Source organism: Kouleothrix sp. 19917, assembly GCF_057073505.1.
Genome location: NZ_CP097099.1, coordinates 7,106,657 through 7,132,028 on the forward strand (window position 1 = coordinate 7,106,657; position 25,372 = coordinate 7,132,028).

17 protein-coding genes are annotated in these 25,372 nt (G+C 56.3%); 7 read left to right on the plus strand and 10 right to left on the minus strand.

The annotated features are described in order from the left end of the window. Position 1: 1 nt before the first annotated feature. Positions 2–766 (minus strand): helix-turn-helix domain-containing protein, encoded by a 765-nt coding sequence (locus M1P90_RS28740; RefSeq protein WP_483699133.1) that lies wholly within the window; start codon positions 764–766, stop codon positions 2–4. A gap of 340 nt (positions 767–1,106) precedes the next feature. On the opposite strand from M1P90_RS28740, the gene M1P90_RS28745 reads away from it, so the two are divergent. From M1P90_RS28745 to M1P90_RS28760, 4 genes are all read left to right on the plus strand, one after another. Beyond that, positions 1,107–2,330: an SAVED domain-containing protein gene (locus M1P90_RS28745; protein ID WP_483699134.1), complete on the plus strand. Its 1,224-nt coding sequence runs from the start codon at positions 1,107–1,109 to the stop codon at positions 2,328–2,330. A gap of 305 nt (positions 2,331–2,635) precedes the next feature. Further along, positions 2,636–3,691: a cyclic GMP-AMP synthase DncV-like nucleotidyltransferase gene (locus M1P90_RS28750; protein WP_483699135.1), complete on the plus strand. Its 1,056-nt coding sequence runs from the start codon at positions 2,636–2,638 to the stop codon at positions 3,689–3,691. A gap of 4 nt (positions 3,692–3,695) precedes the next feature. Next, the gene (locus tag M1P90_RS28755) at positions 3,696–5,423 is read left to right on the plus strand and encodes a ThiF family adenylyltransferase (protein ID WP_483699136.1); all 1,728 of its coding nucleotides are present in this window, start codon (positions 3,696–3,698) and stop codon (positions 5,421–5,423) included. 8 nt (positions 5,424–5,431) lie between these two features. Then, a complete protein-coding gene (locus M1P90_RS28760; protein WP_483699137.1) occupies positions 5,432–5,938 on the plus strand; it encodes a Mov34/MPN/PAD-1 family protein in 507 nt (168 codons plus the stop codon). Between the two features lie 35 nt (positions 5,939–5,973). On the opposite strand, the gene M1P90_RS28765 is transcribed toward M1P90_RS28760, so the two are convergent. The 5 genes from M1P90_RS28765 to M1P90_RS28785 all read right to left on the minus strand — a co-directional run bounded on the left by M1P90_RS28765 (position 5,974) and on the right by M1P90_RS28785 (position 9,686). Beyond that, a complete protein-coding gene (locus tag M1P90_RS28765; RefSeq protein ID WP_483699138.1) occupies positions 5,974–6,144 on the minus strand; it encodes a hypothetical protein in 171 nt (56 codons plus the stop codon). A 92-nt stretch (positions 6,145–6,236) separates the two neighbouring features. Next, complete coding sequence (locus tag M1P90_RS28770) at positions 6,237–7,562, minus strand: hypothetical protein (protein ID WP_483699139.1); 1,326 nt, start codon at positions 7,560–7,562, stop codon at positions 6,237–6,239. 226 nt (positions 7,563–7,788) lie between these two features. After that, positions 7,789–8,388: a GNAT family N-acetyltransferase gene (locus M1P90_RS28775; protein WP_483699140.1), complete on the minus strand. Its 600-nt coding sequence runs from the start codon at positions 8,386–8,388 to the stop codon at positions 7,789–7,791. A 96-nt stretch (positions 8,389–8,484) separates the two neighbouring features. Continuing rightward, on the minus strand, positions 8,485–8,811 hold the full coding sequence (locus M1P90_RS28780) for a helix-turn-helix domain-containing protein (RefSeq protein ID WP_483699141.1): 327 nt from the start codon (positions 8,809–8,811) through the stop codon (positions 8,485–8,487). Continuing rightward, positions 8,811–9,686: a phage antirepressor N-terminal domain-containing protein gene (locus tag M1P90_RS28785; protein ID WP_483699142.1), complete on the minus strand. Its 876-nt coding sequence runs from the start codon at positions 9,684–9,686 to the stop codon at positions 8,811–8,813. Before M1P90_RS28785 ends, M1P90_RS28780 begins: the two co-directional genes overlap by 1 nt. Positions 9,687–9,975: 289 nt before the next feature. On the opposite strand from M1P90_RS28785, the gene M1P90_RS28790 reads away from it, so the two are divergent. Beyond that, positions 9,976–14,079 (plus strand): AAA domain-containing protein, encoded by a 4,104-nt coding sequence (locus tag M1P90_RS28790; RefSeq protein WP_483699143.1) that lies wholly within the window; start codon positions 9,976–9,978, stop codon positions 14,077–14,079. Between the two features lie 1,074 nt (positions 14,080–15,153). Here M1P90_RS28790 and M1P90_RS28795 read toward each other — a convergent pair. From M1P90_RS28795 to M1P90_RS28810, 4 genes are all read right to left on the minus strand, one after another. After that, a complete protein-coding gene (locus M1P90_RS28795; RefSeq protein WP_483699144.1) occupies positions 15,154–16,053 on the minus strand; it encodes a tyrosine-type recombinase/integrase in 900 nt (299 codons plus the stop codon). A 211-nt stretch (positions 16,054–16,264) separates the two neighbouring features. Next, on the minus strand, positions 16,265–18,337 hold the full coding sequence (locus M1P90_RS28800) for a hypothetical protein (RefSeq protein WP_483699145.1): 2,073 nt from the start codon (positions 18,335–18,337) through the stop codon (positions 16,265–16,267). A 142-nt stretch (positions 18,338–18,479) separates the two neighbouring features. Next, a complete protein-coding gene (locus tag M1P90_RS28805; RefSeq protein ID WP_483699146.1) occupies positions 18,480–20,561 on the minus strand; it encodes a hypothetical protein in 2,082 nt (693 codons plus the stop codon). A gap of 4 nt (positions 20,562–20,565) precedes the next feature. After that, positions 20,566–21,285 carry a hypothetical protein gene (locus tag M1P90_RS28810; RefSeq protein ID WP_483699147.1) on the minus strand — a complete coding sequence of 240 codons (720 nt, stop codon included), beginning with the start codon at positions 21,283–21,285 and terminating at the stop codon, positions 20,566–20,568. 265 nt (positions 21,286–21,550) lie between these two features. Here M1P90_RS28810 and M1P90_RS28815 point away from each other — a divergent pair, with 265 nt between their 5' ends. Both M1P90_RS28815 and M1P90_RS28820 read left to right on the plus strand, forming a co-directional pair. Further along, positions 21,551–23,950: a DEAD/DEAH box helicase family protein gene (locus tag M1P90_RS28815; protein WP_483699148.1), complete on the plus strand. Its 2,400-nt coding sequence runs from the start codon at positions 21,551–21,553 to the stop codon at positions 23,948–23,950. A 160-nt stretch (positions 23,951–24,110) separates the two neighbouring features. Then, positions 24,111–25,337 carry a restriction endonuclease subunit S gene (locus tag M1P90_RS28820; RefSeq protein ID WP_483699149.1) on the plus strand — a complete coding sequence of 409 codons (1,227 nt, stop codon included), beginning with the start codon at positions 24,111–24,113 and terminating at the stop codon, positions 25,335–25,337. The last annotated feature ends 35 nt before the right edge of the window (positions 25,338–25,372 follow it).

Genomic DNA, 25,372 nt, shown 5'->3' on the forward strand with positions numbered 1-25,372 from the left:
ATCAGGGATCGGCGGTGATGTAGCTGACAGCGAGGCTCAGCAGCGCGCGATAGCGCTTCAGATCGGCCTCGACCCGCGATAGCTCGTGCTTGACCATGGTTGGCAGATCGGAGCTATAGCGTATGAGTGCGGTAATGCGCGCGACCACCACATCGAGCGACGGCACAGCGTGCGGCTCGGCCTGTCCATTCTGCTGGGCACGTTGCATTTCAAGCGCAAACGCGCCCCGCGCTTCGGCGAGTTCTCGGCCAAGCGCTTCGTGATCCGTCGCCGCGCGAGCGATTGGCGCCAGGTCGGTGAGCGGCGCATCGAGATACATAAGCGCCAGCAGCAGAGCGTGTGCGGATATCGCATCAGAGCCAGCGGATCCAGGAGCGCCGTTGGCCAGCGATGCACACGCAACGTCGTCAAGAACGGCTGGTGGCACCTGCTTGCGCTCCGCAAGCGCACGTATATAGGCGGTAATCCCGTGAATAATGGCGCGTTGCTGCTCCACCTCGGCTAGCGTGCGCGCCGGCTGGGTAGCGAGATCATAGTAGTACCAAGGCGAGGCGCCGAGCGCTTTGAAGACCTGCAACACGGTGCCAACACCAATCCGGTCGTCACCGCTCTCAAGGCGCTCGATCGTCCCGCGCCCGACCTCAACAGTCTCGGCTAGATCGCTCTGGGTTAGCTTGCGCGCCCGACGCAAATCCTTGAGATAGACACCAGCGTTCTCCATTGGCGTCGGGGTTCGCGGTTCTTCTTCTATCGGCCCTGGAGTCATGACTGATACCGTATCTATCAGGCGGCTCGCTCAACGTTGCTCCACACGCTTGCACTACGTGCTATCATAGTCAACAAAGCCGCAAGAGTCAGCAAGCCATATCGTGAATTTCGCACCAGTTTGGACGACCCAATCAACACTTTGTTCGATATATCGGGCAAATGCCGCGTTCGCATGACTGGTTGTGCGTGTGGATCTGACAATGTCATACTTTCAGCCCTGGCGCGTGCGCTATCCATGGGCATAGCATAGCGGCGCCGACGTTGATTCGCCATACAACACAGCTTGAATTGACCCTAAACTCGGCTTAACTTCCCGCAAACGTTGTTTGGAGCTGCCTGTGACCGAGACCTTCGCCAGCGTGTTTCGCAGAGCTCGTCGCAGTGCGCGAGATCCCGAGCGTGGCGGGCCACTGACGCAGGAGCGGTTTGCCGAACTGCTTGGGTGGCAGCTTGGGACAACAGGTACAACGACGGCAACGATAAGCAATTGGGAGCGTGGCAGGACGCAGCCGCACCGGCATGAGCGACAGGCATTGTGTGCGGTCGTCACGGTACTCCTGCGTTGTGGCGGACTAACCACGTTGGCCCAGGCGAATGAACTGCTCAGATGTGGCGGTTACGCCCCGTTAAGCCAGGCGGAATCTGGCAGGATGCCAGCAACCAACTCAGCGGTCGATGCAAATGCCTTGGTCCCGCTAGATATTCCGACGAGCTCGGATCCGCGACCAGGGCCGCCTCGTACGTTGATTGCAATTCGTCACCAGTCAATGGAGCAGATCCCGGCCAGCGCTATTCGCGCATGGCTGCCAGCAGATCTGCGGAATTGCGAATATATTGAGATTAGCATCGACCAGTGCGACCTGTTCGAGAACGGCCAGCTTACCGATCCGTATGAGGCCGCGCGCCGACAGTGTGAACTCGAAAAGCGCGTAGCCGCGCTCCTCGCCCAGCATCCCGACGCCCAGCTCGCCTATTATGGCATCGCTCATATTCCACTGCTGTTCCTGGCCGGATATACGCTCTCACATCGGCGTTCAATCAGGTTATTCCAAGAGGATCGTTACACTCGCAGCTGGGATCTGCTCCAGCGGATGGAAACAAAGCCAGCGCTCCGTCTCTCAGGTCTACCGGCGGACATTGATCGGCGGCAGGGCGACGTGGTGGTTCGAATCAACATTAGCTACCGCGTGACAGAGGACGCTGTTGCCGAGGTAATACCTGGACCGCTTGCATCGATAGAGCTTGGCCTCGATCAGCCGCAACTTGACGCTGTCACGAGCGAAGCGCAGCTCTGGGCCTACACACGGGCATTTCGTGAAATGATGGATCTGATCCACCAGTATCTACCGCACGCCACTGGTATCCACCTCTTCTATGCCGGCCCACCAGCGCTCGCGTTCGCATGCGGCCAGCATGTGAGCAAAACAATCCATCCGCAACTGGTGATCTACAACTTCTTTGGCCGCGATCAGCCCAAATACTCGTGGGGCTTTGATGTTATGAGCCAGATTGATAGCGATGGATTCTTGCATCAACCAGCGCTTCAAGAACTACCCGCGTGATCGTCTTAAAATACCCACGAGGCGCCCCACTACTTTCTGGATAGTGTCAATAGTTCCTCGCGCCTGTGGCCGCACAGTATCCACAATTACCACCCATGCCCCCTAGATATCCACAAAATAGGCTACTCTGTCCACAATATCTTGATTACGCCTCCATTACAACACCAGGAAAGTCTTGACTCCTGGCTGGAAGTGTGCTAGATTCCGCACAAATGAGCGAGGGCGCGTTATACACCGGTACCGTGTATGGCGTCCCACTCGATGCGTGCGACAACACACATCCCAGTTTACAGAGGAGTTTCGACGTGGCCAACATTCAATCGCAGTTCAAGGAGTTCAACAACATCATCCGCCTCCGCCGATATGACGAAAACGAGATCTTGCGTGCGAAGCGCGATATCATTCGCAAGAAGCTCAAGGAGCGACTGCCGGAGGTATTCGCCGCTCACAACGAGGCCTGCCCAAGGTTTTATTTTCTGGATCAGGGCAGCTACGCGATGAACACCGGCATCAAGCCGCTGGACGGCGACTTTGATATCGACCAGGGCCTTTACTTCGAGATCAGCATCGACGCCTACCCCGATCCGGTGATACTCAAGGAGCGGGTGCACGAGGCGCTCGACGGGCACACCGACGATGTGTGTATCCGGCGCTCGTGCGTGACGGTCTTTTACCACTGCGACGGTGAGCCAATCTACCATGTCGATATTGCCGTCTACTCGGATGGCGAATACAATGCCGATGGCAAACCGTACACGGCCAAGGGAAAGCAATACTCTGCGCCAGAGCACCGTTTCTGGAAGGTTTCCGATCCACAGCAGCTGACTATTGTGCTGTTTGATAAGTTCAGCGAGGCTGACCGGCCGCAGTTCCGGCGGATCGTGCGGATCTGGAAGCGCTGGAAAGCTGTGAACTTCCCCAAGGCCGGCAATGGCGCGCCGAATGGGATTGGGCTGACCGTCGCGGCGTACGACCGCTTGCTGCCTGCGTATAGCGACCCGATTGCGGGCAAGCACGATGACTTGCGTGCCATGCGCCAGCTGGTCGACGATACACTGGCCCGCTTCGCGACCGTGTGGGACGAGAACGCGCAGGCGTTTGTTCGCCGGCTGGTGATCAAACTGCCGATCGAGCCCTATACTGATCTGTTTGAAGCGATGACCTCGAAGCAGATTGATGAGTTCGAGGAGCAGCTGAAAAGGCTGAAGGATGCGCTTGTCTACGCCGAAGGCGTCTCAGATCCAACCGCGGCCTGCGAGCGGCTGCGGTGCGTGTTTGGTGACGACTTCCCGGTGCCCACGAAAAAGGAGACCGCCACCACGCATTCGCCAGCGATCAGCTCGTCGGGGAACAGCGCCTAAGCTGATGACGACGATCGATAGCTGGCGCGATCAGCTCCTACAAGCGGTTGCGGGCGCTGGATTGCTTGGGCGCCCGCGCCGCGTGCGGCTGCCGAATGGCGAGCAGGGGCTTGAGGGCACACTGACGATTGCTGGCCGCACGGTGACGGTCGCGTTGATCATCGACCCGCTGTTCGAGAACAAGATCCCGACGGTGCTGCTCCGGCCATGGGATGCGCTGGGCTTCATCCCACACATCGACCCAAGTGGGAAGATCTGCTATGTCGACCCCGAGGGTATGCTGCTTGACCAGAATAGGCAGCTCCAGATTATCCGCGACTGTATGGCACATGTCCAGCGCACGCTCCGTGCAGGCGTGCTCGGCGCAAACCGGGCCGACTTCGTCGATGAGTTCGAAGCGTACTGGTCCTATCTCACGTCTCCGCTGCTCGCGATCTCAAGCCTCGATCCGATTGATGAAGTCAGCGAGGTCGTAATTGCCACATCCCCCACGCCAGGCGCGCCGCTGCGCCTGGCACATGACGCGCGCGGCATTATGCACGTGGCCGATAAACCGCCGTTGCGTGGGCCATGGGCGAGCCAGCGCGCGATCTATCTGCCGCTAGAGCCAGAAACGCTCCTCGTTCCCCCACGCCCTGATCGGCCATTTTGGGCGATTGAGGATCTACGCGCACTGCTCGCATACTGCTCTGAGGCGAACCGCGCAAGGCTCGCGTCGCTCGTTACGAGGCCAGCGCGTGACATAGAGTACGTGGTATTCGGCCTGCCACGTCCAGCGGGCGGCCGCGCGCTGTTCGGTGTTCGCCTCGGCGGCGTTGGCGATCGTCATCCCCTGGCGGAAGGCGGCCGCGCAGCGGAGCTCACACCGATTTGCATTCAGCGGCGCGATCGGGGCTTCCTGGTGCAGCGGGGCGGAGGACACATGGAGCTCGAATCAAAGCGCGTGCTGCTGCTTGGCTGCGGCTCAGTCGGCGGCCAGCTGGCCTTTATGCTCGCGCGGGCCGGCATCGGCGCACTCACACTCGTCGACCACGATATCCTTACAGCAGAGAACACCTATCGGCATGTCCTGGGCAAACCGTACTGGGGCAAGCGCAAAGCACTCGCGATGCAGCAGGCGCTTATGGCGCAGCTGCCTTTCATCAATGTACAGGCAATACCCAAAACAATCGAGGCTGCGTTTGAGCAGGATCTGATCAGACTGAAAGATTTCGTCCTGATCGTGTCGGCACTCGGAAACCCGACCGCTGAGCTTGCGCTCAATGAGCGTGTGCGCCGCGACGCCGGCCCGCCGATCGTCTTTACCTGGCTGGAGCCGCTCGGCATCGGCGGCCACGCGCTGCTGACTGGACAGCGTGGCGAGCCGGGCTGCTTCGCGTGCCTCTATTCGCGAACTGACGGCTCGGATGGCCCGCTGCAGAACCGCGCCGCATTTGGCCAGGAAGATCAGAAGTACGGCCGCTCGCTTGCTGGCTGCAATAACCTCTTCACGCCCTATGGGGCGCTGGACGCCATTCGAACCAGTGAGCTTGCGGCGCGCCTGGCGCTTGATGCGCTGAGCGGAAACGAGCAACACAATGATCTCCGCTCCTGGAAGGGCGATGCGACCGCGTTCATGGAAGCCGGGTTTGATGTCAGCGGGCGCTACCGGTTTACCGAGGATGAGCTACGCCGGCAGGGAGCGAGCTACCCGAGCGCGCGCTGCCCCGTGTGTGGCGATCAGGCAGGTTGAAGCGACTGATGAGTGACCAGCACCAGCCCTGGCCGCTGATCTTCCTTCGGCCTGACGAAACGCGATTTGAGATCAGCGTCGGGGCCTGGCAGACCATGCACGGCTATATCCAGCATGCGAGCAACGCGACGGAGGCGGGCGGCGTGCTGCTGGGGCGGCATCTGCGTGATGGGAGCGCAATCATTGTGGACGCTGTGACGGTGCCTATGGCGGGTGACCGGCGCGCCCGCACACGGTTTCATCGCGCGCAGCAGCGGCACCAAGCGGCGATAGACGCGGCGTGGGCCACAAGCCAGGGAACCTGTACCTACCTCGGCGAGTGGCACACGCACCCTGAGCGAATTCCAACGCCATCCCCAGTTGATCGGACCGATTGGCGACGGCGATTGCTGCAGGATCGCTATACAGAGCCACTCTTCTTTGTGATTGTCGGCACCGCAGCTGTCATAGCGTGGGAAGGTCGTCGGCCGGACGTGATGGTGACGCTCGCTCCAGTACACGCCGAACACCGTTGAGATAGATTATCTCCCTGAGAGTGGTGACTAGAGCCTCACTGGTGCCACAGGTATGCCTCATCACTTGCATAGACCAGTGCCTGCCGCACCTGGCGCAGCAATGGAACCGTAACTGAGTCGCGCGGCACCAGCGGATTCCAGGTCGTCGGTGCGCGCAGATCGAACCAGCCACCCTGGCGAATTGTGGTGCGGACGGCAGTTATCAACCTCGGACGCGAGCCCCTGTCACGCCGCGCGAGCAAATCACGCAGCAGTGATTGATGCCAGGCAAATGCCCATGGTACTGGATCTCACACATCTACGATGATGGCGGAACCTGCTGCTCCTTGCGATTCGCCATCTCAACATTGCCCAAGAAGGTGCGAAGGTAACTGTCCTCACTGAGCGGCAGATTGAGTAGGCCGTAGGCTATCCCCAAGGCAAAGACAACCAAGGCCACTGCACCACCAACCCGGCCAATATGGGCCGCGGAGTCCAGCAAGAGTGCAAGGAACCCACCGAAGACGAGTGCGATCAGCCCGCAGCTTACGATGCGTACAACTTCCAGCAACCTGGCCAGCCACCGCACCCAACGCTGCTGTGCCCACTCGCCGTCAGCAGAGTACCCTGCGAGACGACGCAGAAAGTAGACACTGCCCAGCATTGTCGGTAGCACCAAGAGTATCATACCAAACAGCATCGCCATGTCAGTTATACTCATCTTCGCCGAAGTACCATCAGCACTGCTGGCTGCCGGGCGGGATGTCGTGAGGTGCGATAGCGCCTCAGGAGCAATCCAGGAGATGATCGCAGTGCCCACAGCGGAGATGAGTCCAAAGACCAGCATGGCCACACAGAGGCTTACCACGAGATCAATGATATCGCCATCAAAGCGACGGTAGTCGCTGATACGGCGTTTCTCAGGCATCTCCGCTGCCGCCGTGCGCATCTTCGCTGTTGGCGCGGTGAGGATGAGCACGAGACGCCCAAGCGTGGCATCGAGCGGATTGAAGAATCTCGCTCCGGCCGGATGCTTTTGGCCTGGTTCAACAAAAGCGCGCCAGACGGGCAGCCCCCAATCATTGCTGAGGCGGGCGCTCATGATGATCGTCCGGGCGATAGCTAAGAGCAGTACTAGCCCTGCACTACCGCCGATCCAGGCCCACGTCTGCCACGAGAGCACTTTTGAATCAAAGCCGAAAAGGGTGGCAAGGGCCACCAATACCAAGCTGATCATGAAAAGAACCATCGTTGCCATTAGTGCAGCTGCTCCTACTGCAACCAGCCCATAGAGGTAGGGTATCACGCGGGCTAATAGAACGGTCGCCTTCCGACCGCGCGCGGTCATCTCGCCTGGTGCAGCAAGACTCAAATGCTCGACAAATGGCATCCAGGTCGTCGCCAGGAAGATGCAAGCAGCGACGGACAGGGCTGTGGTGATCGAGCCAAGCCAGACTGGCAGAGTGAGAACACGCTCGATGGTCGTCAGTAGTGTGCTGAATAGGAGGGCAAACAGCAACGCCAAACCCAGTCCCGCGCCGATATCGAGTGGGCGGTATACTTCCTCGAACTCCTCCGTCTCCCGATGGCGGAAGCCAAAAAACCGGCTCATGAGCATGTTCACCATGAGGATGACAAGGTGCATAGATCCTCCCCGGTGCAATACAATACCACCCGAAGAAGCCAGCCAAGAGATATATTAGGTGTAGTACGTTTGTTTTAATATACCACAGAATAAGGTTATCTTGGGGACTGCTGGCATTAGGAATCATGACTGACTCGATCGTGGAGTCAGATGATAAGCTGTCGTCTGAATATCAGGGAAGTCGTGGGTGGTCATACCCATTTCATTGACCAACCAGACGTAGCGTCTACGAATCGTTGTTCCGATTGTAGAGCCGCTGTTCGAGCCGAGCTTTGATGTCCGGCCACTCACGGTCGATAATGCTAAACAGCGCGATGTCCCGCGCACCTTTATGGGACGAGTGCATATACTGGCGCAAGGTGCCCTCTCGCGTCGCGCCAATGCGCAATAGTGCCTGAAATGACTGCTCATTCTGGCAGTCGACCTTGAACTCAACGCGCTGGTAATGGACCTGCTCAAAGGCATAGCTTAGTAGCAGGTACTTGGCTTCTGTGTTGACCGGGCTGCGCTGCCAGGGCAACCCAACCCAGCTAAAGCCGATCTCCACGCGCCGGTGCTCGCGCACTATCGAATGGAAGCGGGTTGTGCCAACAATCTCCCCAGTCGCTTCTAGAATAATGACGAATGGCAGCGCTGTTCCGTTTACCTGTCCGTCCAGAGCCTTTTCGATATAACGCAGCATCTCATTCGGGGTTCGCACGCGAATGGTCGTGTGCTGCCACAGCGCGGGTTCCAGACCGATTGCGCACAACCGCTCATGGTGGGACAGATTGAGCGGTGCCAGGCGAACGAAGTGGCCTACTAATGTGACCGACTCAGTGAGCATGAATCGCACTCCCTAAGGCGGATGAAGACTCGCAAGATGACGGGCGATAGGGCAGCATAAGATCGGCACGCATCTCACTGGCAAGTGATACCGGGTTCATCCCTGATCGTCCAACTCACTGTCCAGTGAGTCGAGCATGAAGGCTACCTGCAGGCAGCGATCCAGATCTCCATCAATGCGGTTGATAATTGTTGCAGCTTCCGGAAGATCGACCAAGAAGGCAGCGGGCGACTGGCCCAGCGTTGCCGCGATCGCGCTGAGCTGTGCGACGCGCAGCGGTCGGCGCCCCTCTTCGTAATTCGCGAGCGTGGTATAGGGCCAGCCGAGTCGCGCGGCGAGCTGCCGCACCGTGAGCCCGGCGGCTTTGCGCGCGGATGCCAGCCGCCTGCCGAGTTGGGCATCGTAATCGACGGCGTTGTTCATCAGGCATCACCCAGATCGAGCGTGCCCTGCTCCGGCAGATCGAGTTCCTCTCCGGTCAGCGCCCGGTAGGATTGCTGGATAAATGCGACGCAGTCAGCGTATTTCGCGGATGGCAGTTCTTCGTAGCGCGCGATTCGGTACTTGGCTTTGATCAGCGTCCAGCACGCAGCATAGGCGGCCGGCTTGGTCAAGCGCGGCTCGCGCGCGGCCTTGGCCGCCCCCCAGGCCTGCACAAGCTGGTAGAGATAGCCGCGCTGCTCGCGCGAGATCACGCCGCCGACGCGCTGCTCAATTGCCGCCACCCGTGAGGCGATCGCGCGAATATCGGCGCGCAGATCGCGCCAGGCCTGGCGCGCCTGGTCCTGGCTGGTCTCGATCGCGCCCTGCCGGACCTCAAGTGTCTCCTGGCGGCTCGCAAGCTCGCCGATCGCGGCGTCCAGGCGGCCGAGGTCTGCCAGGTCCTCGACCTGCCGGCTCGCCTGCTCGGGCAGCCCGGTGAGCGCGGCGAAGGCGCGGTAGACCTCGCGCACAATGTAGCGCTGCAGCCACAGCAGGCGTGGGCGGACGCTCTCGCTGACCCGAGCGGCATTGATCATCAGCAGCCAGGTCGGGATCAGTTCCAGCTCGAGAAACTCCTGAGCCTGCGGGCCGCCGGCGGTCATCACGCGGAAGCGTGTCACGCCCTCGCTGAGCACAGAGTGCGCGCGAATGCGCCGGAGCTGGGTGGAGACATCAATCGCCAGCGCCTGGCAGACATCGCGGATGCCGAGCGAGATTGTTCCATCGTCAGCGCGAACCGCGAGCACGACCGCGTCAAACAGCGTAATTGGCAGCTGTTCTGAAGGTGTACCTATGACAGAATCTTCGTCCAACATAGCGCTGACCTCTCAAAAGAAACACTATTATTTGTCGTCGTCCTGACGACAAATAATAGCATAGCGACACGCTGTTGTCAACGTGACGACAAAGGGATGGGGTTAACCCCACCCCTTTGTCGTCACGTTGGCGATAAATCGATCCGTGCACTAGAGTCGCAGCAATGCTGTCATACTGCCACATGACGCATCAATAGCCCAGACAAGACAGATGGTAGTTTCTGACGAATCATGCTACACTAGGCCGTAGCAAGGCACTCATCGAGCAGGCTGATGAACGGACTATTGTATGGCGGTTACCCCTCTTCCATCACACTCTGTCGATCGAGATCGCCGCCAGCGTGTTGATGCAGCTCGCGAGCGATGGCGGCGAAATCTCATCGATCTTACGCGACGCAACCCTCTTCTCTATTATCGTCCCTACAAAGTAGGTACGCTCGAATTTGAAGATGTCGACAAGTCAGCTTTGAACGCGTTGCTGTCGGGCAAAAGCGTCAGTATCCGTGAGCTGTTTCTCCCGAATCAACAGCAGAGCGCGCTTCGGAAAGTCAACGAGATACGCAAGCGCGCCATTGCCAACCGAGAAGACAAGGGTATCGAAACCTTGTTTCTTACAATAGGCCGGGTCACGTGGACACCGGCGACCGCTGGGCGACCCCCTGCCGCGCCTATACTTTTGTTGCCAATTGACATTGCGATAACAGCTCGTGGAAGCGAGGCACGGCTCGAACGTGCGGGCAATCCGCGCATCAATGCTGTTCTACTTTATGCTCTTTCACAAGAGCATGGCCGCAGCGCTGGGCTGGAACTACAAAACGAGGGTGATGAGGAAATCGAATCGATCATGGGCTACCTCAAGGAGGTAATCATCCGGATCGGTGCCATCGCTCGCGGTATTCCTGGCTTACGGGTTGATCTGCCTATCGTTCTCGGCAACTTTGCATTTCAGAAGCTGGGGATCGTCAACGATCTGCTCCGGTATGCCGACCAACTTACGTCACATGATGTCATTGCCGCAATTTCCGGTGACTCTGGCGCACGCCAACACATTCAGAACACCCGAACTCCAATAGAGCCCCACAGCCTGGATCGCCTATCCCCTGATCAGGAATTCTTGATCCGTGATGCTGACTCAAGCCAGCAACGCGTCATCGCGGCTGTACTCGCGGGACAGAGCGGGGTCATCCAAGGGCCGCCAGGAACAGGAAAAAGTCAGACCATCGCCAATCTGATCGCTACCCTTGCGGCCCACGGCAAGCGCGTACTTTTTGTCGCAGAGAAACAAGCGGCCCTGGACGTGGTCTACCGCCGACTCAAGGAAGTACGGCTTGGACATCTTGCGCTTAACCTGCACGATGGAACAATGTCTCATCGGACGATTTTGGATCAACTCCGCCTTTCGTTAGCGGAAACACGTCGTGTCCTACCAGTGAACAGCAGGTATGTGCATCAGCAGTTTAGTGAACGCCGATCGCAGCTAAACCAGCACGTCGCTCAGCTGCATATGCTTCGCTTGCCGTCCGGCCTAAGCGCCTACGGCTTGCATGGAGAGTTACTACGCATTCCACCTACCGCCCATTCCCAAACGCGCTGGCGCAACCCGGAGTTAGCACATATCATGGTCGACCGCGCACGCGAGATCAGGAGCCTGCTCTTGGAGGCGAGTGGGCTTAGCGCTTTATTTCTTTTTCGCCATCCTTCGCCGTGGACATACGCGCGCTTGACAGACTCTACTGAGGTTCAAGACGCGCTCGATCTGGTTGAGCAACTCTTCCGCAACCGGCTTCCGCGGCTGATTGCTGCTACAAGCAATGCTGCCAATATAGCGGATCTGCCACCGCCCGTAACAGTTGGCCAGATCTTAATCCTGCTCGACCTGCTTCCTTACATCGCCACAACCCTCAATGACTATGAACCAACTCTCTTCGACGAAGACCTCATAGGTCTGGTCGACCATCTGTCGCCTGCCGACGAAGGGCGACTTCGTGCACTCTGGGATTTGATCATCAATGGCGAATATCGGCATGCCTACCAGAAGGCGCGCAAGCACGCGAAGCGCCGTGGAATCATCTGGCCATGGACCATCCACAATGCAATCAATGAAGCAGCTCCTTACCAGCAACAGTGGCTTGAAACCCTTGGCGATGAAGCCTTCGTTCCTGAACAGGCACAGGTTGCAGCAGTGCATAATGCTCTGCAACGATCCGGTGCAGAAGAGGCTTACGAAGATCTGTTGGAGCTCGCAGCATTATTTCCTGCCACATTACTTCAGAGACGATGCCGAACCGACCAACTCGATACTGCACGCTTCACGTATCTGCAATCCTTTTTCGAAGTGCTCCGAGCAGACACCGAAACGCCCTATCAAGTGCCTCGTGTACGGGCCATTCGTGGCGCCCTCCAACAACTCCGTGCTACACCTTTTTTCCAGGAGCTACGTGAACGTCAGCCAGCACCTGAGCATTGGGCATCAATCTTCGAGCATGCCTGGCTGACCTCGTGTCTCCAACAAGCACAGCGCGATGTTCCTTCACTGGTCACGTTTAATAGTGCGACACATGAGCGCTTTGTTGACGAGTTTCGCCAAGCAGATCAAGATCGCATACGCATGGCCGCAGATCGCGTTCGTCGGTCGCACGCTGAGCATGTACGAGATGCGCGGAACACACATAGCGATCAGGACGCCCAGGTACGGCAGGAGATTGAGAAGAAACGCGGTCATTTGTCGATGCGGAGGTTGGTGTCCCGCGCCAGTGATGTACTAACAGCCATCTGCCCATGTTGGATGGCCAGCCCGCTCACAGTGAGCCAGTTTATTCCTGGCGATAAGTGCTATTTCGACGTTGTCGTCTTTGATGAGGCCAGCCAGGTTCTTCCAGAGGATGCGATCGCCGCTCTGCTCCGCGGTTCCGCCGTGGTGGTTGCCGGAGACAAGCATCAATTACCCCCGACTCGCTTCTTTGCTGGCGCTGACACAGATGTGGGTGACGAGGATCAGGAGGCACCTGAGCAGGGATATGAAAGCCTCCTGGATCTGATGGGAACTTTTCTAGACCCATGGCCGTTACTTTGGCACTATCGCAGCCGTGACGAGTCGCTGATCGCCTTCGCGAATCGGCAAATCTATGACAACGATCTAATAACCTTTCCTAGTCCTAACAGCTCACGTGCGGTAAATCACGACCTCATCCCATTTACACCTAACCCCGCAGATAACCATGAGGAAAGCAATGCGGCAGAGGTTGACCGCGTCATTCAGCTCATCTTTGAGCATGCAGAGAATCGGCCCAGGCACAGCCTGGGAGTGATCACCCTGGGTATCACGCACATGCAGCGCCTCCAGGCTGCGCTTGACAAAGCGCGGCAAGATCGTCCCGATCTCGATGACTTCTTCCTCGAAGACCGAAGCGATCACTTCTTCATTAAGAATCTAGAGCGAGTGCAGGGAGATGAACGCGATGCGATCATCCTGAGCATTGGATGCACAAAAAATCGTGCCGGGCGCCTCAACTACACCGTTTTTGGCCCGCTGTTGAGGGAGGGTGGTGAACGACGGCTCAATGTTGCTATTACCCGGGCGCGCCTACGGATGACAATTACGTCCTCATTCGATCACACGGACATGCCACCTGGGAGGTCGCGCGCACGTGGTGTTGATCTGCTGCGAGAGTACCTGGCCTACGCCTCTGAGAGCGGTAAGCAGCCGCAGTCACCTGTCGGCAACGATACTAACCTGGATGCATTCGAGGTAGATGTCTATCAGGTTCTTCGTGCACATGGCATGCGTCTTGAGGCGCAAGTTGGAGCGTCAGATGCCCGAATCACCTTCGCTGTCAGACATCCTGACCGACCTGATGAATTTGTCCTGGCAATCGAAACCGACGGCCCAGCATACCACACTGCGGCAACCGCCTCCGAGCGTGATAGGCTTCGCCAACAGCAGCTTGAGAGTCTCGGTTGGGCCTATCACCGCATCTGGTCACTGGATTGGTATCAGCGGCGCGAACAGACAATCGCACAAGTCATGGCGAGCTATGCTGAAGCGATACAAGCAGCTGATACACGCCAATACGCCGACGACTCAAACGCGAAGCCCGAGGCTATGCCCGCGCGCGAGCCGGATCTGGACGAGGAGTCTAGCGATAAAAGCGCTCCCGCGCGCGAACCACGGCCCGATATTCCGCGAGGGCAGCCGATTGGCTACTACGTACAAACGCAACTCGTGGCCTTGGTGCGATGGATCAATTCGGATGGCCTGATGCGCACGGATGAGGAGGTCATGGAGGAATTGCGGGCAGATCTTGGGTTCCAGAGGTTAGGATCCCGTATGCGTGAAGTATTTCAAACAGCAATTGAGCTAGACCGGCGACAACAGAAACGGTATAACAAATAACTACAGCCCTAAAACTTGGAGCCAGATTTATGCCGCGGTTCGCGTAGGTTGCGGTAAGATATGTATAAGTAGCCAAAACTCGCTCACTGATAGACAACCACACAAAAACAATGAATCTGGACGATTTGCAGGCGCTGGTGGCGACAATTGCCGCCACGACCGACAGCTATGAGCGCCAAGCCCTCCAGCGGCAGTATCTCGATGGGGCAACGATCTATTTGCGCCAACTACTTGCCGAGAGTAGCCAGCAAGTAACAGCCGATATTTTGCGTGCCTTCCATGCTCTCTACGACGTAAGCGGCATGCCGACACGGCTCGCTGAGATGATCGGTTGGCGCCTGCATGATCTCCAAGAGGCACTTGGACGAAACGTCGACCTTACTTGCGAGCGTTGCGGAACCATCTTTACAGTGCTTGAAACGCGCCGACTTGGTGGTTATACACGATCCCCGGAAATTAGCGGCCACGGGCAACCGATCTATTGCCGCGCGTGCCGCCGGCAAGTGTGGGAGAACGCGAGTCAAGTCTGGCAGAATCGAGAGGATATACGCCGACAGGAAATCTTCCAGCGAGCGCGTAGGGATCAGCAGATCCGTCTCGCAAACAATCCACTCGAGCTAGCATTCTATCGCGGTCACCTCCAAGACTATCTTGTGTGTTGGGTTAGTGGTGAATGGACCCGCGCGTTATTGATTGGAGACATCAGTGGTGTACCTGCCGGCTGTATGCTTTGTGGCAACCCAGATGTGCATGCCTGGGTAACGCAGCACAATTGTATCGACACTGAGGATCGCTTTATCGCGCTGCTCCAGCATTTCGACCCCCTTCCACGCGATTGCGTTGAATTCGGGGTTGAGCTTGCCAATCTTGACACCTACCACCAGGCATTGTGGCGTCTCACACCAGGCGATTATTTCGCATATATTCTCACACTACCGCTTGTCGCCCAACCATTGCTGTGCCTGTGCCATAGCTGTGGTTGGGCCGTTGACGGGACGCATATCTGTCTCACCCCGCGCCGCTCGACGACCGACCACTGGTATCAGCCGCCTAGTACGGCTGATACGATCAGCACTACTTCCTCGAACCTCGCTCTAGCGCCTCACGCACCTGCTGATGATCCAGCTCGGCATAGCCCTGGGTCGAGCGAATATCGCGATGTCCCAACACGCGCTGTACAATTTCCATCCGCTGCCCCTGCCGCACCAGCTCAGTGCCCCGCGTATGCCGAAGCTGGTGGATCGTGTAACGGGGATGTAGTGTGCCATCAACTTGGTCGGCCAGCCCAGCCCGCACGCAGAGCTGCGCCCATTGGTAGTGCGCGGATGCATACGCGACGCGCGTCCCACGGTTGGAGCGAAACAACGGACTATAGCCTGGCTGGCCCGCGAGTTCTTTCAGCCACGCGCGCAGTCCACGCAGGCTCTTTGGCGTCGCGTTTGCGCCCAGCGGCGCAATGCGCTCGCTGCCGTTCTTCGGCTCGCGGATGCGCAGCCCCTCGCGCCCTGGCTCAAGCAGCACATCGTCGAGGTTGAGCGCCAGTACCTCACCGATCCGCATCCCCGTCTCGCGCAACAGCGTGAATATCAAGCGGTATGGCTTCGGTGCTGCGGCTATCGCCGCATCAATGGTCGCAAGGTCGCTCCGGCGTTCAACTGGGCGCGGCAGCCGCCGGGTGGCTCTGCGAACTGGCTCACGATCGTTCATCGGGTTGGCCGCACACAGACCCTGCTTCTTCGCCCATCCGAAGAAGCGTTTCAGACTCGCTGCCCTTCGGGCGATCGTTGCGGGCAACGCGTCACCAACTCCCAAAAATACCTCAATCTGCTCAAGGCTGATCTGATCAAGCGGGCCTGGCAGGTGGCGGGCCGCCAGTTTCAGATCGGAGCAGTAGGCAATGCATGTGTTGGGGCGGAACCGGCGTTGCTCTAGATCAGCGATAAACAGATCGAGACTATCGGAGAGTGTTGTCATGGCAGCTCCACGCAGCACGAAAGTCTAGCCATACGATTTTGCCCTATAATTCCGGATTTTGCAATCGCTCGTACGAGCTTCCTAGAGCGCCGCACTCGACAGAGGATTTGCAAGTTTTAAATATAATACGCGTTATAGGGCAAAACTGCGTTATTCTGCCAATATTACACAACACGATGAAATATACATGACAGCAAGCGCGGACTATTGACTATGAGGAGCGTTTTCTGCGAGCTGAGGCAGGTCGCTCACTGTACGTCGTTGTGCTGGACGGCCGCGGCCGATTGCCCGGTACAAGGCCAACAACGACGGCTTTGGGTTTCATATGCGGCAGTTGAGGATCGCGTGTTAAAGTGTCCACCCAGAAGCCATCTTCCAAGCTATAGAGCGATGGATGACTTGCTGCTGTCCTGCGCCGTTTGCGCTCCTTGGCGCGATCTACATGACCTGCGGCGTTGATATCACGCAGATCCAATATTATCAGAAATGCAACTCGATCGGTAGCCGCCGCATAGATATCCGGTTGGGTGAGATAGTGTTCATGTATAGTACTCGGTTCGATTGAGCGAAACTCGTGCTTAACCTCTATTGGGAAGAAACATTCTGCAAACCGAAGCCCGTTATCTGACCGGCCACCGCCGAGCCGCGCATGCTCGTAGCTGGCACTTCGGTTAAATTTCAGTCGTAGGGCCTCGAAGAGATGATCCTGCAGATCTCTTTCCGAAGCACTCTGGCCCTTACCTTTATCTTCTACACATAGGGTATAGTCTGGCATCGTATCGCGCACCAACAGGACAAAGCTGGTTAGCGCTTCGATTGTTTCTACCAAACGATGCCACTGCTGAAGTGGATAGGAATCTAATTTGGCACGCAATTTGTGCAGCAGACTTCTCACAGCGAGATCGATTGTAGGGTCGGCTCCGTACAGATCAGGCCGATCAATAGGAAGTGGTGCTGGAGCTATGCCTAATTGATCGATAAAGCGGTCGACGCTATTGCCGTCGACCGCGTCGAGAAAATTTAGCAGTACCTCCTCAGCAGATGCGTTCAATTGTTTCGTGAGTTGATCAAGCTGAGATAAACGATCATGCAGCACATCGGTAGGCGATGCTGCTTCACTGAGAATGGCTACCTGCTCAAGCGCCAGGAGACTGACGGCTATATCAGGATTATGAGTCGGATCTGAACGATAGCGTTCAACAACAAGGCTGAGACGCCGCCGTCCGACAGCATGGAGCATAACAGGTCCAAGGTGTGGTGCGATAACACGATCGGCAATTGCGCTAATGGCCGCGCCGATCCGCGATGATGTTTCTGCGACTCTTGTCTGTGATCGAACAAGTGCATGCAGGGTCGCGAGTTCAATCAGCACAGCATCAAAGTTTGTCCAATCCTCTGCAGTATTCGCTGAGAGCACACTACGTTTCAAGGCATCGATGACAGCAATGACGCGAAGAGCCATGAGGTCTGTATCGGGAGAACGATAGTCTGTCCATATACGACTATTAATTTGCTGCAGCTTAATCTGAAGTTGCTCTATGTCCCGCCCTACACGCTGAACCATCTGTGATGACTCGTTTGTGAGCGCGTGAATCGTCGTGACAACAGTAATGAGTATATGAAAGAGAGTCGCATCGTCCCGCAACTCTTCTGTCATCTCAGATTGTACGAACGCCGCCTGTGCTGCACCTAGCCGCTGATGTAGCTCGGCATGATCAGAGGCAAGAAATGCCTCACCAAGCGTAATCAGCCCAAGCTGATAGTATGCCTCCGACTGTACAGGCAGATCTGTCGCTGCACAGAGCTGGTGGAGCTTATCGCGCAGCGCAGTGTCTGGTTGCGCATTATCCAGCCATCCAATGATCTTTGCTGCTTTGATAAGGAGATAACGCGAGTCGGTAAGTTCGAGGCGCAACAGTTTCGCGGTTGTTTCTACTCGCGCCAGAGGATTACGCAGCGCAAGAATTCCAAGGGCCTCAAGTATGGAGGTGGCAAGGTATGGATCTTCATTGTACTGTCGATAGGCATCAATGAGTGCATCAACAGCTTGCCTGCTATCCGAACCAGCACACAGAGCAAGAGCAAGCGCCATACTGCGTCGGGTTAAGATGCTCTGCGCGCGATCGAGTGCAAGAATACACACCTCTGAAGCTTGATGTGTTTGCGGTGCAAAGAAGATGTGCTCGGCTAGCTCGTCGAGGTAATCGTCAACATCGGTACCTGGCTCGATTGCACGAAGATAGGACTCCACTGCTTCCCATACAGGCGGAGCATCACGTTGCATACTGTTTAGCCCCGGCTTCATAGGTCAGACGCGGCCCCTATCCAGCTTTATGATCCATAAAAAGAGATGCGAAGGGAAATCCGATTGCTATATTCTAGCACATATGTTTCATAAATTACAGCCCTATAGTGTGCGCTGTACTCTAGAACGCATATGGTGGTACCTTGGCAGTGTAAACTTTGGCGGAAGCTGTTGCAGCCGAAAATTCCGGCCGTGCGGTGAAGCAAATGATCTGCATTTCATCTGCATGTTCAGCATCTATTTGACGAAATATCGCTGCCAGCTGTCGAAAATCATCAGGCACCATTTCTCCCGAACCTGGCTGGTCGATTAGGAGGAAGCCAGGATGGCGGCCAAGTCCGGGATCGCGTCCGAGACGCATCATTGCTGTGAAAAATGCCAACTTTATGCGCAGCCGCTCACCTTCGTTGCGAATTCCTGTGAAACTGACAAGCTCACCATGCTTGCGCATCTGCACTTTTCCTAGCGGCGTGCATGAGAGATCTGAGATGCTTTCAGTTCCGATCTGCCTGGCGAGCTCCTGTGTGAGCGCACTTAGGCGGTTCATACGTATCGCATTACGCCGAGCGGCTTCATTTTTAATTGCTTCTCGAACCTTCTCAAGGATACGAGCGCGGTTATCCATCACCTCAATATCTGGCTGTCGCAAGGAAAGTTGCGCTTTAAGTATTGAGATTTCCCCTTGGCAACGGCCAATCTCAGTGAACTGCTGATCGCGCTCAGCGTTTTCTTCTTCTGTTGGAAACGCCTGATCTATACCACTATCGACGGCCCCTTTTAAAATAGGAATCTGAGCCTCGGATGCTTCAATCTTACGACGCAGCTCCGCCAGCCTATCTCCTATATTTTTCCGCCCCCGCTCCAGGTACTGCGCCTCCTGCTCGGCCTGGCCAGCTTCTGCCTCAAGTACTGCAATTTCATCTGCTCCGGCTGAATTTGCTGGCGTCCCGCATAGACGACATTCATGCGTCGATTGTTCTCGTGTGACAGCTTCGGTACTGACCGGCGTATCGCAATTTGGGCATAGACTTACTGTCAATCCTGTGAAATGGAGTGCAAGTGCGGCTTGTTCTCGGTAACGCCTTGCCGCACCACGCACAGCCTTGATCTGCCCGGTTAGCGCGTCCCGCTCTTGTTCTAATCGGGCGCGTTCGACTGTTATTGCTGCCAGCTCTTGCTGAGCTTGTATAAGCAGCTGAACAGGAGCCGAGCCGTCAAATGAGGTACGACGTATACGTTGCGACTGCGCAATTGCCATAATTGTTTCGCGCGCAGTCTGAATTCTTTTCTCCAATTCTGCGATTTGATCGTTTAGTGTTTTCTGTTCTTGATCCGAGAGAGTGCGCTCTTGCTGTGCCGTTCGCTTCGTACGCGAGAGTTCGAGGCCTAAACGATTGAGTGGTTCAGCCAGGCTGAGATTCAGGAAAGTCGACAAGATTAACCCATCCTGATTACCAGTGGCATGCTGCGCATCACAGATCAAATATTGGTGTCCACCGTCCGCAAAGAGGAGGGCTTGAAAGTAAGTAAGCCAAGTCGTGCTACGCTCGGCTAGCTCTCCGCCACCTACGTCTTTCTGGTTCCAGGATAGCGCCGTCAGGCCTAGATTCTGAAAGAAGAAGTCCTTCAAGGCGACCTTTACTTGCTCAGCGCCTGTAGCATGGAAATTAAAGGAAACAGCTTCAACAACTTCCGACAGTGGACGTAATTCTTCGCCGGGAACAAGAACCGCCTGTAGTTCGTCATCGTTAATCTCAAGCAGGATCGTATATACGCGCTGGCCAAGAGCAAAGACTAGCTGAATTGCTGTAATCCACTTGCGCACATCGGGGTCGTAATCACTGTTATCCCCAGTCAGGGCAAATTTGATAGTTTTCATGATGGATGATTTCCCAACCTGATTATCCGGAATGAGAATGACATTCACACCAGACTCAAAGGATTGGTCGTAATTGATTGGGCTAATTGTCCCATCACGAAGTCGCTTCTCACCTGTGAAGTGCAATCTTCGAATACAGAGTCGTGGCGCTCGATTACTCAGCGCTTGATCTGAAAGATCAAGTTCGGCAACTACCTTCGCGATCTCCTCGCGTGCTATACGCTCACGGGACGCTGGGCGAAAACTAGCATAAACATCAGATACGAGCGCATCCACGTTAAACTGATCCGTAGCGTTCTCAGCCATATCATCGCTGTAAGGCATAGCATTACTCATCAGTAAACTCCAACGGCTCGCCAAAAACGGCGGTAAAGTGCGCGGCGATCTCTGAGAAGGACAGGTCGGGGATAAGGCCTTCGATCTGCGCCTGACGATACTCGGGATGGCTATATTGAAGGGACATAATCTCTGCGGGGGTCAGGCTACCGAAAAAGCGATATATCAGCTCAATTCGATCGGCATACCAACGTCCATGGGCAACGGCGGCGACTAGGCGCTCAGCCTCGCTCAACGCCAATGCTGAGACAAAGTAATACTTCTGTGGACGAGCGCCCTTCCTTGGTTCAAGACCTGTATAGATCAACCGCCGGCCATACCACCATGCCTCCACATCATCCAAGCGCTCATAGGCACCCCGCCAGAATTTGCGGTACTGGGTTGTTAAAAGCTCTGGCTCGTTATTCATGAGAATCGACCGTATTATTGAGGTAATCTCGTATCGGTCGACAACGCCGATACGGCCAAGACGATAGAGCTCGGTCAACTCATAGACGAAGTAGCCAGGATAGCGAAGCAGAAAGTCCAGCTTTTGGAGATAGTATTCGGGTGTGAAGTAGCTAACAATCTCGTGAATCGGTCGGCACTTGAGAGTTTCGATGGTCGTATCTGGCTGGCGGGCAAAGCGAACCAAAATGAGTAACAGCCGTGCCGCATCAACCTCGACGAACCGATTTGGGACAGTGTCGAGGAGAAATCGTTGATTGCTCATAGCGTTAACATGACACTACAATAGAAACTTTACAACACAGTTAGGCCATGATCGCCAAGATATGACGGGCTATAGAAACCTGCTTGTTACTAATAGCGAACGTGTGCATACTGCGATCTGCCTGGACTGAGTATAGCATGGAGAGACAAACATATCTTTGGCAGTAAAGTCGCCGATCCGCCCATCTATATTCTGAGGTTAGCATGTTATACTTTTAAAAAGCGGCCATAACTGTCGATGCCTGAACGATCATCTTGGGGTGCGTATGCCAGCTAGCTATCCTGATGGAACCCCCTATACCGAGACCGACACACGCGAGAAGCTCATCAACCCTGCTCTCTACGATGCGGGATGGACTGAGGATCACCTCCAGCGTGAGCGTAGCCCAGGCGCAATTGTTGTCGGAAGTGGCGGGCGTGGAAAGCACGACACTGAGCGGGTTGATTACCTGCTTTGCCTGCCCATCCGCGATGGCTCGATCCCGCTTCCAATCGGCATTGTCGAGGCCAAAGGCGCCGATAAACCTTATAAGCTCGGCCTCCAGCAAGCTAAAGACTATGCCAAGCAGCTGCATGTGCCGTTTGTTTTCGCCTCGAATGGGTACAAGGTCAGCTTCTACAACGATTTCACAGGCATCACACTTGATCTTTCGCTATCACATTTTCCTTCCCCTTCTGAGCTGCGCCAAAAATATGAAGAACAGAGTGGCATTCACCTCGACAGCGTGGATGCGCTTCCGCTGCTGGCCGCGTACCGTGGAGGTCAATCGGCGCGGCGGTATTATCAGGACGCGGCGATTCGCGCCGCTCTGGAGCAGATCGCCCGTGGTCGACGACGTATTCTTATATCGATGGCGACCGGCACCGGCAAGACACTAACTGCCGTTCACCTGCTCCGAAAGCTGGCCGATGCCAAGCAACTCCGTAAGGTGCTATTCGTCTGCGATCGCACCAGCCTGGCCGACCAAGCCCACGCAACTCTCAGCCGATTCTTTGGTGACGACGCGCAGATTGTGAGCGGCAAGAAGCCGCAGAAGAACGCGCGCATCTTGGTCGCGACGTTCCAGACACTCAACGTCGGTGGCGACCCCGGCGAGGAGGGTGAGGCGCGCCACGACGGCAAGTTCTTTCTGGAGCACTATCCGGAGAACTTCTTTGATATTGTGGTGATCGACGAGTGCCATCGTTCAGCTTGGGGCCAGTGGTCAATCGTGCTGACGCGCAACAGTAGTGCCGTGCAAATTGGCCTGACCGCTACGCCGCGCATCCTAGTCGGCGGTGATGCGGCTGAACGTGCCGAGGACGAGGAGATTACCGCTAATAACCTCACCTACTTTGGCGATCCAGTCTATGAGTACACCATTGCACAGGCGCAGGCTGACGGCTATCTCGCAGCGGCCGAAATCGTAAAGCGCATTTCCAGTCTGGATCGGCTTGGTGGCTTGACGCGCGAGGATCTTGCGGCACGGAATCCAACTGACCCAATTACAGGGGAGCTGCTTACGCTTGATGATCTGGATGAGCTGTACAGCTCGCGTGATTACAACCGCATATTAATTTTGCCCGATCTCGTCAAGGCAATGGCCGCCGATCTGTTCGCGCAGCTCGTAGCGCGCGGTGATCCGCACCAGAAGGCAATTGTGTTCTGCGTGCGTGATACGCACGCCGATGACGTTGCAATCGAACTGAACAATCTGTACGCACGTTGGTGTGCCGCGCAGGGCATCACCCGCCGTGAAGACTACGCTTTCAAGCTCACCAGCAAGGCACATGACCCAGACGACTTGCTCAAGGAGCTGAAGGGCGCCAGCCGATCACACTATATTGCCACTACGGTTGATCTTCTGTCGACCGGCATCGATGTACCGTGGCTGGAGAACATTGCCTTCTTCAACTACATCGGTTCGCCAATCCGGTTCTACCAGATGCTCGGTCGTGGCACGCGCATCGCCGAGGGTAAGCTAACCTTCCGCATCTACGATTATACCGACGCATCGCGGCTGCTTGGCGAAGACTTCATCAGCCGTGCTCGCCGGCTCACTGCCGTCAATGAAGCGCCGGAACCGTTCGGCGACGAGCCACGCGCCGCGCGTCGGCGGGTGGTGCAAGTCGAAGGGTTTGAAGTAACGGTGGACGAAGTCGGCCACTACATCATGATCGAGCGCGGAGGCAAAGAAACAGCGGTCAGCATCGAGGAGTATGAGCAGGAGCTGGCACAGCGGATGTTGCCGTTAGCGTCCACACTCGACGAGCTGCGCCGCAAGTGGATTGACCCTGGCGAGCGGCGTGCGTTGCTCGACGCGCTGCCTCGGCGTGCCAATGGTGCGCGGGTATTGCAGGTGCTCAAGAACCAGCAGGACTACGATCTGTACGACGTACTGGCTGATGCAGTCTACCATGCTGCCCCCAAGCGCCGGCTGGAGCGAGCGTTCGACTTTCGGCTCAAGCAGCAGCCGTGGCTCCAGGCCAGCGGGCAGCGCGCGGCGCAGGTGCTAATCGCCCTGGTCGAGCAGTTTGCGCAGGGTGGAATTGAGGAATTGGAGAACCAGCAGGTCTGGCGTACGGCTCCGGTTCGCGCGGCCGGCGGTGTTGTGGCGCTACGCGGGCTGGCACAGCAGCCAGCTGAGCTGCTGACCGAGACAAAGCGACGGCTCTTTCTGGCGTGAAGCCGCCATCACAATCGGGTATAATCCGTGTTTTGGCATCAGACAGCCCCTGTATGGATACGAAGGTTCAAACTACTCAGCGCGGGCTTTCAAACGTAAGGATGAATTGTGCTCGTACAGGGTAGAGATTAAGTCCTAATATCAATATCATAGATTAACCATGCACAATCAAACAGTGAATACCCGAATTCCAACTGGCTGGTCGCTCACAACGCTTGGAGAATTACTGATAGACATAGAGGCTGGGAAAAGCCTGAAATGCGAAGAGCGGCCCGCAACGTGTGATGAATGGGGCGTTCTGAAGGTAAGTGCAGTCAGTTGGGGAATATTTAAACCGGACGAGAATAAAGTGGTACCATCTACGTTCTTGCCTCCACCTGAGTACGAAGTACGGTCAGGTGATCTCTTGATGTCACGAGCGAATACGACTGCTCTCGTCGGTGCATCGGTTCTAGTCCAGGACACACGTTCCCATCTCATGCTGAGCGACAAAACGCTACGGCTTGTGGTAGACGATGCAATTGTCGTAAAGCCGTTCCTCCAGATCGCGCTCCGTACACGGCAGGCACGCGCGTATATCGAGGAGCATGCCACCGGTACCAGCGATTCGATGAAAAATATCTCGCAAGAAACGATTCGGCGCATCCCAATTGCGCTCCCGTCACTTCCCGAGCAGCGCGCCATCGTTCGCCAACTAGAACGCAATATGGCCGAGATTGAGCGGCTACGAGTAGCAGCCGAACGACAGCGGGAAGCAGTTGCGGCACTGCCCGGCGCCTACCTCCGTGACATCTTAGAAAGTGAAGAGGCTCGAGGGTGGGAACACGTACTGCTTGGCGATATTCTACGATTACGGAAAGAGGTTATTCATCCTCATAATAATCCTTCTGGTTCTGCGACATTCGTTGGATTAGAGCATATTGAATCGCACACCGGACGGCGCATCGGAAGTGTGAATGTCGAGATGTCACAGCTGACCGGGCGCAAACCACAATTCTTTCGCGGCGATATTGTCTATGGATACCTACGGCCCTACCTAAACAAAGTTTGGGTTGCAGATTTTGATGGATTATGCTCCGTTGATCAATATGTGTATTCGGTCGATCCAGAACGGGCTGACACCCAGTATGTTGCTGCGTTTATGCGAAGCCCGCTTTACCTGGAACGAGCACCAATCAGCACTACCCCTGGGCAATTACCACGTATACGAATTGAAGAGGTGGCCGCCGTCACTATTGCGCTACCACCGCTAGAATATCAGCAGACGCTTGTTACGCGTCTTGATGTAGAGACTCGACAAATAACACAGCTCCAGCAGCAATTCGAGCGTCAGCGTATGGCGATCGAGGCGCTACCAGAAGAGCTACTACGGGAAGTCTTCGGATAATATAAAGCAGGCCGCCACGTCAGCGGCGAGGGGCT